Source organism: Parabacteroides sp. Marseille-P3160, from assembly GCF_900162725.1.
GTDB lineage: Bacteria > Bacteroidota > Bacteroidia > Bacteroidales > Tannerellaceae > Marseille-P3160.
In genome coordinates, this window is sequence record NZ_LT799418.1 from 2,538,175 (window position 1) to 2,551,272 (window position 13,098).

Here is a 13,098-nt window from a genome sequence, read left to right on the forward strand (position 1 = left end):
ATGTTAAGATCAAAGACTACGATGAGAGTTTCTAGCCAATATATTGAGGATGGCTCGTATTTGAGATTTCAAAATATCACATTGGGATATAATGTGCCATCTAAGTTTTTGTCTGCGGCTAAATATATTTCCACATTTAGACTGTATGCTTCTTTACAGAACTTTTTTACAATTACAAATTATTCAGGCATTAACCCTGAAGTTAGTAGATATGGCCAAGATAATTTGGGGGCAGGGTATGATTCATTTTCTTATCCTCTTGCTAAATCTGTGATGTTTGGTTTAAATATTAACTTTTAATTTCTACTAGTATGAAAAAAATGATATATGTAATTTTAATATTAATAGCCTTTGTCTCTTGTGTCGATATGGATTTGGCACCGGAATCTAATTTAAATCCGGAAACTTTTTTCCAATCGACGGCCGATGCCGATGCTGCAGTTATTGGTGTCTATGCCGGGTTTCAGCATAATGATATATACAACCAATTTTCGGAAGTATTGCAGTCTCAGGGTACCGATGATGCCGAGTGGGGAGAAGGCCGTAGTACCCAAAATTTGGACAAGAATGCATTGGATAAGTTCCAGTTTAATGAAAGTACTAATTTGGTCTATGCTGTTTGGAATAGACATTATTCCACCATTAATCGGGCTAATTTTACAATAGAGAATGTTCAGAAAATGAGCTTGGAAATGATATCGGAGTCTTCTCAAAAAAGAATTATAGGAGAAGCAAAATTTTTACGGGGACTTGCTTATTTTAATTTGGTTCGAATTTATGGAGGAGTACCTTTAATCCTAAAAGAGACTGTAAGTCTTGAGGGATTAGATGTTTCGAGAAATACCTTGGAAGAATGTTATACGCAAATTATCAATGACTTGTCAGATGCAGAAACATCACTTCCTGATAAAAAAGATATTCCGGCGGATTATTTGGGAAGAGCGACTAAAGGTGCAGCTAAAGGACTTTTAGCAAAAGTCTACTTGACGCAGAAAAATTATCAAAAAGTGATTGAAAAAACAGAAGAGGTAATGTCTATGGGATATAGCCTTTGGAATAATTATGCAGATAACTTTGATGTAGAAAAAGAAAATGGGAAAGAATCCATCTTTGAAATTCAATATAAGAGAAATACACCTACTGTCAGTGGAAGTTATTATAGTGGTTATTTTCGTCCACCTTTTTTGAAAATTAACGGATGGACTGGATATGGGGACAATCCCGTAACGAAAGATCATTACGATTGTTATGAAACAGGGGATTTAAGGAAAAATGTAAATATTAAGTTATATAATAGGAGTGAATATACTAATATTCCGGCAAGCATAATCTTTCCTTGTTATGTAAATAAATATCAGGATTTATCAGTCGATGCCAGCGTAGGTAGTAGTGAGAATAATTATCCTATAATACGTTATTCAGATATACTTTTGATGCGGGCGGAGGCACTTAATGCGATAAATCCGGGAGATAAGGAAGCATACAACTTACTAAATACGGTAAGGAGGAGAGGTTTTGGGAAAGATATGAATGAAACTTCCGAGATTGATATCCCTTTCGGATTGACCAAAGATGTTTTTTTAGACGTCATTTTATTAGAACGCCGGAAAGAATTTGCATTTGAAGGACAACGTCGGTTTGACTTGCTACGAACAAATAAATTGAAAGAAGCCATGATGAAACAGAATCCAACAATCGGGTCTGTAATTGAAGAGAAACACTATCTCCTTCCTATTCCTATTACAGAATTAGATGCAAATAAATTAATGGAACAAAATCCGGGATGGTAAAAAACAGTTTGAATTTATGAGAAGAAGGAATTTTATAAAAAACATGGGTGCTTTAGGATTAGTATCTACTGTATCAAGTCTTCCTGCTATTAATAAGACTAGTGGATATACTCTTCCAAAATCCTCAATTAAGGTAGAGGATGGATGGGACGTTATTGTAGTTGGTGGAGGGCCGGGTGGTTGTACTGCCGCAATCTCTGCTGCAAGGGAAGGTGCAAAAACGTTACTGATTGAAGGAATGGGTCAACTGGGAGGAATGGGAACTACAGGTATGATTCCAGCGTGGTGTCCTTTCTCCGATGGAGAAAAAATAATTTACCGAGGTTTGGCAGAGAAAATTTTCATAGAGTCAAAAAAGGGTGTTGCCCATGAGAAAAAAGACCGCTTAGACTGGGTAAGTATAAATCCCGAATATTTAATGACTGTTTATGATCAGATGGTTACGGAAGCAGGAGTAAAAGTTCTTTTTTTCTCACGCTTAGCTTCCGTCAAAATGAAAGCTAATGATACGGTAGATGCTTTGGTCATTGCTAATAAATCCGGGTTAACCGCATTTAAAGCGAAAGTTTATATTGATGCCACCGGAGATGGTGATTTGGCTGCATGGGCAGGTGCTACATTTAAAAAAGGAGATGAGAACGGAGTTGTTCAGAGTTCCACGCTCTGTTTCTCTTTTGCTAATGTTGATACCTATAACTATGTAAACGGACCAACGCTCCATGGAGGTAATGCCAATAGTCCGATACATGAAGCTGTTAAATCAGGTAAATATCCTTTGATTGATTCTCATTTCTGTAATAATTTAATAGGTCCGAATGTTGTTCAGTTTAATGCAGGGCATATTGTGAATATGGATAGTACAGACCCTTGGGCTGTATCTGAGGCAATGATTAAAGGAAGAAATATTGCTCAACAGTATCTTCAGGCCATGAAGGATCTACAACCTAAAACATTCGGAAGTGCTTTTATTGTCAAAACCGGAAGTTTGTTAGGTGTGCGAGATAGCCGGCGAATTGAAGGTGATTATATTTTTACCGTAGATGATTGGCTTCAGCGAAGAACTTTTGAAGATGAAATTGGTCGGAATAGTTATTATCTTGATGTGCATAAAGCCGGGCACAAATCAATTCATTATAAGAAGGGAGAATCCCATGGGATTCCGTACCGATGCCTGACTCCCAAAGGACTGAAAAATGTATTAACTGCCGGAAGATGTATTTCTACGGATGAAGAAGCATTTGGCAGTTTGCGGGTTATGCCACCTTGCCTGGTTACAGGTGAAGCTGCAGGTATGGCTGCCCAACATGCAATTAAACAATCTGATAATGATGTGCATAAGATTGATGTCCATTATTTAAGGAAGCGACTGAAAGAAGAAAATCAATATTTTCTGTAACTGCTAGCTGTACTTTTTAAGCAAAAAAGAGGCCATCTGACATTGAGATGGCCTCTTTGAACTATGACAATTTCATTATCTTATTTCTTCTTTTCATTGACCGAGAGAGAGTAGGGGAAATCCTGCGGTTGATTCGCTATTCGCACCAATATGCTAATTATAAGAATATTAGCTAATATTTTATCAGACATACTTTGGAGTGTTTCCATGCATTTTTCAAGCAATAGGAGGCATCTTCATATGGATTTCCATAATCTTTTTATTTACAGAAGGTCAGGCCTTCGGAATATATTGAGATACGGAAATAGGAAGGAGGGGTTGCAAGTTCCTCTTTTTCGTATGTTTGGTAAATTATACTGGCCCTCTAAGATTGTCGGCTTTTTTTTATGGAAAGCCAATTGAAAAATATAAAATCACATTGCAAAAATAAAACAGTGCTTTTTATACCTTTATTCTCAATTTTAAGTTTGAATTCAGATGGAATAATTCTTTGAACTCTTCCGGAGGTTACTCCAATTGACGGATACATCGTACGTTCGTTACCTGTATGACGACATCGACTGGTCGGCGCAGATGGTAGGGATGGTAGGTTCCCGTGGTGTGGAGAAAACAACTATGCTGCTGCAACACATCAAGCTGTACCTTTCTTTCGCAAATGCGGGTTGCCAATATGGTGACTTTATCCCCAGAGGCGGATTTCGAAATTGAAGGTAACACATTTGAAGTGGGCGGAAAAGGCAAGGGGCAAAAACAAATATTGAATCTTGAAAACGCATGTGTCGTGAAAGACGATATCGAGTACGGTTATAAGAATATCATTCCCTTGTGGTATTTCGGCTTTAATTATTAATATCGGCATTCTATTTCCTTTTCCCGATACGGGTTTTCGGATTGAATACCACGGGAAGGCTTTCTTGGATCTATGAGCAATTATTTGTTAATACTTTGATCCGTATCTTCTTCGATATCACCGATTTCTGGCATCATAGAGCGTGCCTCGAGGTCATTCAGCGAGTCGACATCTTTCAGTTTGCGCTGGATAGCCCGTGTGCGTGTGCCTAATACTTCATCTATTTGTCCGCTGGCGATCTGCAGATTCTTTTGCGCTTTCTCTAGCATACCGCCCACTTTCTCGAACTCTTTCTTCACGGCGCCCAGTATCCGCCAGACTTCGCCCGAATGTTTTTGGATGGCCAGTGTGCGGAACCCCATTTGAAGGCTGTTCAAGATCGCTGCCAGGGTGGTGGGGCCTGTTACGACAACTTTATAGGTACGTTGCAGCTCTTCCAGTAGAGAGGAACGGCGAATGACTTCGGCATAAATGCTTTCGAAGGGAAGGAAGAGGATACCGAAATCGGTAGTCGCCGGCGGGTTCAGATATTTGTCGGAGATATCCTTTGCCATCTTTTTGATGGTATTTTCTAACTGGCGGCCGGCGGCATCGATGGCTGGTGGATTGCCCGCATCATAGGCGTCTTGCAATTGTTCATATATGTCTTTCGGGAATTTGGCGTCAATCGGCAGGTAGACAAAGTCGTTCGTGTTTTCCCTTCCGGGCAGTTTGACGGCAAATTCGACGAAGTCGCTGCCTCCCGCTTTTGTCCGGACATTCGTCTCATACTGTTCCGGGGCAAGCAGTTGTTCCAGCAACATACCCAATTGGATTTCCCCGATATTTCCGCGCGTCTTCACATTGCTCAGCACCCGTTTCAATCCGCCTACATCCTGTGCAAGGTTTTGCATTTCGCCCAAACCTTTCTGTACGTTCTCCAACTGTTCGGTGACCAGGCGGAAAGACTGTCCGATCCGTTCGTTCAGTGTTTTCTGCAACTTTTCGTCAACGGTGGCCCGGATTTCCTCCAGCCGCTTTTCTGTATGTTCGATCAGCATCCGCTGCTTTTCATCCATACTCCGGAAATTCAACCGTTGGAGTTCGTTCATCGATTGGACAGAACGTTCGAAGGATTCTTGGAAAGAGCGGAGAGTGCGGGACAATTCTTCACGGTTATCCTTCGTCATAGCCCGGCTTTCTTCGCGATTAATACGGAAATCTTCCTTGAGCCCTTTTTCAATCCGTTCCAGAGAATGTTGCAAATTGTCGATCGCTTGTTTCAATTCATAACTTGTCTTATTGTTTTTCGGACGGAAGATAATTTGAAGAATCAGGATGATGAGGAGAATCGCAAGTATAAAATAATCCATTTTTACATACTTTTTGTCAAAGATAGAGTTCTCCCAAATTCTTCTGCCTATAAAAGATGTTAAACTTCATTTAACTTCAAACAATCTTTTCTGCTCCTTGTTTTACTTATAAAGAACAAATAGAATATAAATAATGGCTACGATAAAATTTAAAGGAACAGATGTTCATACCAACGGGAATTTGCCCGCAGTAGGGTCGGTAGCTCCCGATTTTAAGGGAGTAAAAGGTGATTTATCCGAAATTTCCCTATCGGAATTAAAGGGAAAACGGGTTGTATTGAATATTTTCCCGAGTTTGGACACTTCTGTATGCGCCGCTTCCGTACGCCGCTTTAATAAAGAAGCCTCTTCATTGGATAATACGGTTGTATTGGCGATCTCGAAAGACCTTCCCTTTGCCAGCGGACGTTTCTGCACGGCAGAAGGCATTACAAACGTGACATCGGTTTCGGCTTTCCGTAATTCTTCTTTTGAAGATGCCTACGGATTATTGTTGACGGATGGGCCGTTGAAAGGGCTGTTGACACGGAGTGTAGTCGTAGTTGATGAAAAGGGCAAGATTGTTTATACGGAGTTAGTTCCCGAAATAACACAGGAGCCGGATTACGAAAAAGCATTAGCTGTATTAAAATAAAATAATAGAGTTTGATTATTGTTTTTCATTGGTTAAAGTTAAGGGTTAGTGAAGAAAGCCGTCGGATGTGAATCCCACGGCTTTCATTTTAAAAAAGCCGTGCTCCATACTGGGGCACGGCTTTATAATTATTTTATACCTGTTTGTAGTATCCCAAGTCTTCGCGGTCGAAGTTTTTGATGAAAGATTCAATTTTGTTTACTTCCGCTTGCCCGTAGTTGATGTACACTTCAGCGGAACGGCGGAAGCTCTCATCTGTATTGGCATCCTGCAGCAATAAATACCCTAAAATACAATGGGCGGCAGTTTCCACCAGGCGGCGTGCGTGGAAGTCCATGTATTCCTGATCTTTATATTCGGCAACCTGCGTGTAAACCAACTCGTAGACGGCAGTCATGGCGATCAGTTTGTTCTTCAGGTCCTCCAGTTCCGGTTTGTAGTTGGCGGCTTCATATTCCCGAATCTGTGCCAGATACGTGCCGGTCGTTACGTGTCGGATAGCGGCAACTACCTGCAGCTGCGTTGTCCCTTCATAGATGTTCGTGATCCGCGCATCCCGGTAGAGACGTTCACAAGCATAGTCCTTCATGAAGCCGGAACCACCATGGATCTGTATGGCATCGTAGGTGTTCTGGTTGGCAAACTCGGTGGTCATTCCTTTACCCATAGGGGTGTAGGCATCAGCCAGTTTGGCATATTTCTTCATTTCCGTCCGCTCTTCCTGTGTCAGTTTACGATCTTTGGAGATATCTTCAAGCGCTTTGTAGATATCTACAAAGCGGGCGGTTTCATAAAGCATGCTCCGGGAAGCATCCGCCTTTGCGCGCATTAAGGCGATCATTTCATAGACGGCCGGGAATTCGATGATGGGTTTGCCGAATTGCTTCCGCTCAATTGCGTAGGCATATCCTTCGTGGTAAGCGGCTTCGCTCAATCCAACGGCTTGCGCCATAATTCCGAGCCGGGCTCCGTTCATCAACGCCATGACATATTTGATCAAGCCTAACTTACGTTCCCCGCAAAGTTCGGCTTTGGCATTCCGGAAGACGAGCTCGCAAGTTGGGGAGCCCTTGATTCCCATTTTATTTTCGATTCGGCGTACGTTAACTCCCCCGTTCCGCTTGTCATAGATAAACATGGAAAGACCGCGTGCATCTCTTGTCCCCTCTTCCGAACGAGCCAATACGAGGTGGATGTCCGAGTCGCCGTTCGTAATGAATCGTTTCACTCCGTTCAGGAGCCAGCATTGGTCTTTTTCGGAATAGGTAGCCTTTAGCATGACGGACTGCAGGTCCGAACCGGCATCCGGTTCGGTCAGGTCCATCGACATGGTGGAGCCTTCGCATACGCGCGGAATATATTTTTGCCGTTGCTCTTCGTTGCCGAATTCATAGAGCGTTTCGGCGCAATCCTGTAGTCCCCACAGATTTTCGAATCCGGCGTCGGCACGGGAGACCATATCGGCGGCCATAATGTAGGGTACGACCGGAAAGTTCAATCCGTTGTAACGGCGTGGCATCGAAATGCCCATCAAGCCGGCCTTACGGACGGCCTCCAGGTTCCGTTGCGTACCGGAAGCGTAGGTTACGCGCCCGTTCGATACCGTAGGGCCTTCTTTATCGACATCTTCCGCATTGGGAGCGATGATGTTTTCACAAATCTCACCGACAATTTCTAGTACCTTCTCGTAGCTGTCCATTGCGTCTTCAAAATCGACGGGAGCATAGTCGTATTTGTCTTTATCCGCATAACCGCGTTCTTTCAGTTCCACAATCCGCTTCATGAGCGGGTGGTGCAGGTGATGCTTTAATCCGGGAGTATCTAAATAAAAATTACCCATCTTACTTTGTGTTTTGTTTGTAATACTTAATCATCTTGGGAAGCACTTCCTCCACCGTACCGTTGATGACATAGTCGGCAATGGTGTTGATCGGAGCGTTCGGATCGTTATTAATGGAAATCACGATCGAACTTTCTTGCATTCCGGCAATGTGTTGGATCTGACCTGAAATACCGCAGGCGATATAAAGCTTAGGCCGAACCGTGACGCCGGTCTGTCCTATCTGGCGTTCGTGCTCTGCAAATCCGGCATCGACTGCCGCGCGCGATGCGCCGACTTCGGCACCGATCACTCCGGCCAGCTCGTATAACAGTTGGAAGTTCTCTTTGGAACCGACTCCATAACCGCCTGAGATGACGATCGGGGAACTTTTGATATTAATCTTGCTCTTTTGGATCTGGCGGTCGATCACTTTTACGATAAAGTCCGTTTCGTCCACGTATTGATTGACGTCGTATGTCTTGATTTCTCCTTTGTAGTTCGGATCCAGAACAGCCTTTTTCATCACCCCTTCCCGCACGGTAGCCATCTGAGGGCGGTGCTCCGGATTGATAATGGTGGCCACAATATTACCGCCGAAAGCGGGGCGGATCTGATAGAGCAGGTCTTTATAGACTTTGTTGATTTTCTTTTCATCATGGTCGCCGATTTCCAGCGAGGTACAGTCGGCCGTCAATCCGCTGCCTAAAGCGGAAGATACCCGCGGTCCCAAGTCCCGTCCGATGCTGGTTGCTCCCATAAGGGCGATCTGAGGCTTTTCGGCTTTGAACAGGTTGACCAGGACGGAAGTGTGGGGAAGGGAAGTATAGGGGGAAAGCCTTTTGTCTTCAAACAAATGCAGTACGTCTACTCCGTAGGGGAAAACCTGTGCGGCCACCTTGTCCAACGGAGAGCCGGCCGCTATGGCTTCGAGGTTGCACCCCAGCGTATTGGCCAGGGAACGTCCTTTGGTCAGCAATTCCAGACTGACATCCGATACAATGCCGTCTTCTATTTCGCAGTATACAAATAAATTGTTCATTCTGTTTTTATTTATTAGCCAATCGTATGGTTTGCTATTAACTCTTTCATTAATTGATCGATCGCCTCGTCAGTCGGCTGAAGTGTCAGGTTTTCCTTGGCCTGGAAGATGACATTTTCGATCTTCTTCACCTTTGTAGGAGAACCGGAGAGGCCACATTGTTCCACATCTGCCTGCACATCTGCTACGCTCCATTCCTCCAGATTGAGGTAGGGGCGGTGGCTGAATAGTTCCGTATAATCAGCTGCTGCTTCCTGCTTTTCCGTGACCGTTTTTGCATGCTTGTATTTTTGTACCAGTTTTGCATTGCGGGGACGGCATTCAGATGCACTTCCGTTAACGGTTACGAGGATCGGCAGCGGGCCGGTTACGATTTCGATGCCTCTTTCGAGACGGCGCTTGACCGTGATGCTCTTTTCCGTCATATCCAGGATTTCTTCCGCATAAGTGATTTGGGAAAGCCCCAGTTTCTCAGCGACCTGCGGGCCTACCTGTGCAGTATCTCCGTCAATGGCCTGGCGTCCGCTGAGAATCAAGTCGAATGCTCCGATCTTCCGGATTGCCATGGACAAGGCGTAGGAAGTCGCCAATGTGTCGGCGCCGGCAAAAGCCCGGTCAGTTAATAGATATCCTCCGTCCGCTCCGCGATACAAACCTTCACGAATAATTTCGGCCGCACGTCCGGGCCCCATGGTTAATAGCGTGATAGTCGTACCCGGATAACGGTCCTTCAGCGTGAGCGCCTGTTCGAGCGCGTTGAGATCTTCTGGATTGAAGATAGCGGGCAACGCCCCGCGGTTAACGGTTCCGTCCGCTTTCATGGCATCTTTGCCGACATTACGCGTGTCCGGAACCTGTTTGGCTAATACAATAATTTTAAAACTCATATTATTATTTATGGTATATTAGATAATCGGAATAATCACACTACCGGGTTACAAAAGTAATTAAACATTCTTTATTTCAAAGCGGAAGAAATGAACAAATCAATCACTCGACCGAATCGTTTCAGTCGACTAACTGACTGGACGGATTCGGTTAACAGTTTTTCTCGTTCAGTTGCGCCCTTTTTACGTTAACGGCGGATTGTTTTTTTTCCTAATTTTGCGAGAGATTAGTTAAATCGGTCGGAATGGCAAAGAAAATAAGCAGAACACGCGGGCAGGCTGTCCCGAAATCTCCGGTACGGCGTAGGTCCCGGCGCACAATCCATCGGAAGAAGCGGGCGGCTTCTCCCTTATGGATTAGTTTACGTAATCTTTTTATCTGGGCAGTGATCCTCGTCGCTTGTGTTTTATTAGTCCTTTATATATTCAATTATGCCTCCGGGAGGTCGAAACCTGACACCTCTTCCTTTTTCATAGAGAAGAGTCTGGCGACTGATCCGTTAGCGGGCGGTTCTCCGTCGGAAGCGCTTTCAGGAGATGGTTTGGCGCTGGAAATACCAATATTGCAAAACGGCCAAAGGGAACAGATTATCGAACATGAAGGATATACGGTTTCCTATAATTCGGATTACCGGATCGCCAACTGGGTAGCATATGAGCTGACGGGTGAAGAGGTGCGCAAAAACACAGTGGAGCGTTCCAATAAATTTGTTCCAGATCCGGATGTGGAAGGCGCTACAGCCTTACAAGAAGATTATTCAGGTACGGGATACGACCGGGGGCATTTGGCCCCTGCCGGGGATATGAAATGGTCGGCCAAGGCCATGCGCGAATCTTTTTATTTTAGCAATATTTGTCCCCAGAAACCGAAATTGAACCAGGGCCTTTGGAAAGATCTGGAAGAATTAAGCCGCCAGTGGGCGGTGGAGCAGGGGAGCTTGTATATAGTTACCGGACCGGTCATCGAACCCGACTTGAAGCGATTGGGAAAAAATAGGATCGGCATTCCTCGCCAATTTTATAAAGTGATTTGTACGACAAGGGATAAGGAACGTTCCGGTATCGGCTTCCTTTTTGAAAACAGGGGATATGGAAAGACTTCCTTACAGGCGTTGGCTGTTCCAATCGACAGTGTGGAAAAAGTGACCGGCATTGATTTCTTCCCGTTTCTCCCCGATGAGACAGAGAAGCAGATGGAAGCCAATGTCCGGTTGGAAAGCTGGTTCTGATAGGTTTATATCCCGCTGAAAGAACTGAATCCTCCGTCTACGGGGATGATTGCTCCGGTGATGAAACTGGCGGCTTCACTGCAAAGAAACTGGACGGCACCATTTAGTTCGGAAATGTTGCCGAAGCGCTTCATCGGTGTTTTGGTTAGTATTTTCCGGCTTCTTTCACTCAGCGAACCGTCGGGATTAACAAGCACTCCTTTATTTTGTTCTCCGATAAAGAATCCGGGAGCAATGGCATTTACTCTTATCTTGTCTCCGAATTTCAGTGCCATTTCCATTGCCATCCATTGGGTAAAGCTTGAAATTCCGGTTTTGGCAACCGAGTAGCCCAATACGCGTGTGATGGCGGAATAAGTAGCCATTGAAGTGATATTGACGACGGAACCTTTTCCTCGAGTGGCCATTGTTTTACCGAAAATCAGTGTCGGATATACCGTTCCATTGAGATTCAAATCCACTACCTTATCCCAGTCGGCGAGTTTCATATCGAAAATGCTTTGTTCGGGAGTCAATGTAGCCCCTTTTACATTTCCTCCGGCGACATTGACCAAAGCATCTATTCTGCCGTATTTCATTATGATCGCATCATTATTTTTAGATAAAGATTTTACATCCAGGACATCAGATTGGAAAAAATCGGCTTTGCCTCCCGATGATTCGATTGTTTTCATAAGAGCTTGTCCTTTTTGTTCGGAACGACCGATAATAATGGAGGTTGCGCCTTGTGTAGCTAAGTACTTGGCTACATTTGAACCTAAAACTCCATACCCTCCGGTGATTAAAATGATTTGGTCTTTTACACTAAATAATTCATTCATTGGTTTCTTTTGTTTGATCTTATTTTCTTTTGTTTGTTTTTTAATTCGTCCCGGACCGTAGCAATAACACCTTCTATTTGTCCAAGGGCCAACATGCGCCCATGGAAAGAATAACCGGGGTTGTATCCTTTATTTTCATCATCCAGCATCATCTTGCCATGATCCACACGCATTGGTAATGCTGGGTTTTCCTTTTCGAATATCCGGACTACCTCAATTAAATGTCCTCTTCCTTTCAAATGATTTGCCTCTACGAAATCTCCATTAGGTAAAATGTGAGTGCTTCTCAGATGTACGAATTTGGTTCGCGAAGCGAATTTACGTGCCAATGCAGGCACATTGTTCTGTAATCCGGCGCTTAATGAACCGGCACAGAAGGTCAGTCCGTTGCACGGATGATCAACTGCTTTCAGCAACCAACAGATATCTTCCTCATTCGTTACGATGCGAGGAAGGCCAAGCAACTGCATTGGAGGGTCATCAGGGTGTATGCACATGCTGATGCCATATAATTCACATATAGGCATTATCTTTTCCAGAAAATATGTTAGGTTTTCCCGGAGTTCTTCCCGCCCAATTCCATCGTATAGGGCAAGCAGTTTTTTAAACTTGACTATCGGTTGCTGCTCTTTTGAGGTAATGTTTCCATTGACAAATCCCTGCGTTTTTACAATCAGGGTGTCGATCAACTCATCTCTTTCCGTCGTTGTAATGGTCTTGTTTAGTTCTTCTACTTTGGCCAGCTCTTCAGGAGAATAATCCTGTATGGCATTTTTTCTTTCAAGGAGATGGATATCGAAATAAGCAAATTTAATCTTGTCAAAATAAAGAGAAGAGGAACCGTCCACCCATTTATGCTCTATGTCAGTACGCACCCAGTCCAATACCGGCATGAAATTATAACAGATTGTTTTTATTCCGGCTTTACCTAAATTTTCCAAACTTATTATATAATTATCGATTAAACAGTCACGATCCGGCCCGGCATATTTAATGGATTCGCTTACCGGAAGGCTTTCCACAACCGACCAACGGAGTCCGTGTAACTCGATGTAAGTTTTCATCTCGTTGATGGCATCTGGCGGCCAAACCTGCCCATTCGGAATTTCGTGTAAGGCCGTAACGATTCCTTCGACTCCGATCTGCCGGAGCATGTCAAGCGTGATCTTGTCTTTCTTACCGAACCATCTCCACGTTTTTTTCATTGTTTTTGTCCTCTTCTCTTTACTATAATTAAGTGACTAATTCTATGTTATAAGTGTGAGTCTTTTGGGTTGA

Annotated in this window: 12 protein-coding genes; 6 read left to right on the forward strand and 6 right to left on the reverse strand. The window is 43.9% G+C overall.

Going from position 1 to position 13,098, the window contains the following annotated elements; genetic code table 11:
- Nucleotides 1–21: 21 nt before the first annotated feature.
- The 4 genes from BQ8014_RS19710 (at nucleotide 22) to BQ8014_RS19190 (ending at nucleotide 3,894) form a co-directional block, all read left to right on the forward strand.
- Complete coding sequence (locus BQ8014_RS19710) at nucleotides 22–300, forward strand: hypothetical protein (RefSeq protein ID WP_234998022.1); 279 nt, start codon at nucleotides 22–24, stop codon at nucleotides 298–300.
- Nucleotides 301–311: 11 nt separating this feature from the next.
- Complete coding sequence (locus tag BQ8014_RS10060) at nucleotides 312–1,790, forward strand: RagB/SusD family nutrient uptake outer membrane protein (RefSeq protein WP_080904223.1); 1,479 nt, start codon at nucleotides 312–314, stop codon at nucleotides 1,788–1,790.
- Nucleotides 1,791–1,806: 16 nt separating this feature from the next.
- The gene (locus tag BQ8014_RS10065; protein ID WP_080904224.1) at nucleotides 1,807–3,186 is read left to right on the forward strand and encodes an FAD-dependent oxidoreductase; all 1,380 of its coding nucleotides are present in this window, start codon (nucleotides 1,807–1,809) and stop codon (nucleotides 3,184–3,186) included.
- A gap of 516 nt (nucleotides 3,187–3,702) precedes the next feature.
- A complete protein-coding gene (locus tag BQ8014_RS19190; RefSeq protein ID WP_139785111.1) occupies nucleotides 3,703–3,894 on the forward strand; it encodes a hypothetical protein in 192 nt (63 codons plus the stop codon).
- A 222-nt stretch (nucleotides 3,895–4,116) separates the two neighbouring features.
- On the opposite strand, the gene BQ8014_RS10075 is transcribed toward BQ8014_RS19190, so the two are convergent.
- Nucleotides 4,117–5,388, reverse strand: a complete 1,272-nt coding sequence (locus BQ8014_RS10075) for a DNA recombination protein RmuC (RefSeq protein ID WP_080904226.1) — start codon at nucleotides 5,386–5,388, stop codon at nucleotides 4,117–4,119.
- 133 nt (nucleotides 5,389–5,521) lie between these two features.
- On the opposite strand from BQ8014_RS10075, the gene tpx reads away from it, so the two are divergent.
- Complete coding sequence (gene tpx, locus BQ8014_RS10080; RefSeq protein ID WP_080904227.1) at nucleotides 5,522–6,022, forward strand: thiol peroxidase; 501 nt, start codon at nucleotides 5,522–5,524, stop codon at nucleotides 6,020–6,022.
- A gap of 133 nt (nucleotides 6,023–6,155) precedes the next feature.
- Here the strand turns inward: tpx and BQ8014_RS10085 are convergent, their stop codons facing one another.
- From BQ8014_RS10085 to BQ8014_RS10095, 3 genes are read right to left on the reverse strand one after another with little or no spacing between them, the layout of a single operon-like run.
- Nucleotides 6,156–7,862, reverse strand: a complete 1,707-nt coding sequence (locus BQ8014_RS10085; protein ID WP_080904228.1) for an acyl-CoA dehydrogenase family protein — start codon at nucleotides 7,860–7,862, stop codon at nucleotides 6,156–6,158.
- 1 nt (nucleotide 7,863) lies between these two features.
- Nucleotides 7,864–8,883: an electron transfer flavoprotein subunit alpha/FixB family protein gene (locus BQ8014_RS10090; RefSeq protein WP_080904229.1), complete on the reverse strand. Its 1,020-nt coding sequence runs from the start codon at nucleotides 8,881–8,883 to the stop codon at nucleotides 7,864–7,866.
- Between the two features lie 14 nt (nucleotides 8,884–8,897).
- On the reverse strand, nucleotides 8,898–9,770 hold the full coding sequence (locus tag BQ8014_RS10095) for an electron transfer flavoprotein subunit beta/FixA family protein (protein WP_080904230.1): 873 nt from the start codon (nucleotides 9,768–9,770) through the stop codon (nucleotides 8,898–8,900).
- Between the two features lie 245 nt (nucleotides 9,771–10,015).
- Here BQ8014_RS10095 and BQ8014_RS10100 point away from each other — a divergent pair, with 245 nt between their 5' ends.
- Nucleotides 10,016–10,999 (forward strand): DNA/RNA non-specific endonuclease, encoded by a 984-nt coding sequence (locus BQ8014_RS10100; protein ID WP_080904231.1) that lies wholly within the window; start codon nucleotides 10,016–10,018, stop codon nucleotides 10,997–10,999.
- Between the two features lie 5 nt (nucleotides 11,000–11,004).
- On the opposite strand, the gene BQ8014_RS10105 is transcribed toward BQ8014_RS10100, so the two are convergent.
- Both BQ8014_RS10105 and uxuA read right to left on the reverse strand, forming a co-directional pair.
- Entirely contained in the window at nucleotides 11,005–11,820 is an 816-nt protein-coding gene (locus BQ8014_RS10105) for an SDR family oxidoreductase (protein ID WP_080904232.1), read from the reverse strand.
- Nucleotides 11,817–13,025, reverse strand: a complete 1,209-nt coding sequence (gene uxuA / locus BQ8014_RS10110) for a mannonate dehydratase (RefSeq protein ID WP_080904233.1) — start codon at nucleotides 13,023–13,025, stop codon at nucleotides 11,817–11,819. The genes BQ8014_RS10105 and uxuA overlap by 4 nt, the downstream gene beginning before the upstream one ends.
- Nucleotides 13,026–13,098: the final 73 nt, after the last annotated feature.

Bases quoted from the DNA above. Each gene is read 5' to 3' on its own strand.
- BQ8014_RS10105 (WP_080904232.1), bottom strand. From the start codon at position 11,820: ATGAATGAATTATTTAGTGTAAAAGACCAAATCATTTTAATCACCGGA.
- tpx (WP_080904227.1), top strand. From the start codon at position 5,522: ATGGCTACGATAAAATTTAAAGGAACAGATGTTCATACCAACGGGAAT.
- BQ8014_RS10090 (WP_080904229.1), bottom strand. From the start codon at position 8,883: ATGAACAATTTATTTGTATACTGCGAAATAGAAGACGGCATTGTATCG.
- uxuA (WP_080904233.1), bottom strand. From the start codon at position 13,025: ATGAAAAAAACGTGGAGATGGTTCGGTAAGAAAGACAAGATCACGCTT.
- BQ8014_RS10065 (WP_080904224.1), top strand. From the start codon at position 1,807: ATGAGAAGAAGGAATTTTATAAAAAACATGGGTGCTTTAGGATTAGTA.
- BQ8014_RS10095 (WP_080904230.1), bottom strand. From the start codon at position 9,770: ATGAGTTTTAAAATTATTGTATTAGCCAAACAGGTTCCGGACACGCGT.
- BQ8014_RS10100 (WP_080904231.1), top strand. From the start codon at position 10,016: ATGGCAAAGAAAATAAGCAGAACACGCGGGCAGGCTGTCCCGAAATCT.
- BQ8014_RS10085 (WP_080904228.1), bottom strand. From the start codon at position 7,862: ATGGGTAATTTTTATTTAGATACTCCCGGATTAAAGCATCACCTGCAC.
- BQ8014_RS19710 (WP_234998022.1), top strand. From the start codon at position 22: ATGAGAGTTTCTAGCCAATATATTGAGGATGGCTCGTATTTGAGATTT.
- BQ8014_RS10075 (WP_080904226.1), bottom strand. From the start codon at position 5,388: ATGGATTATTTTATACTTGCGATTCTCCTCATCATCCTGATTCTTCAA.
- BQ8014_RS10060 (WP_080904223.1), top strand. From the start codon at position 312: ATGAAAAAAATGATATATGTAATTTTAATATTAATAGCCTTTGTCTCT.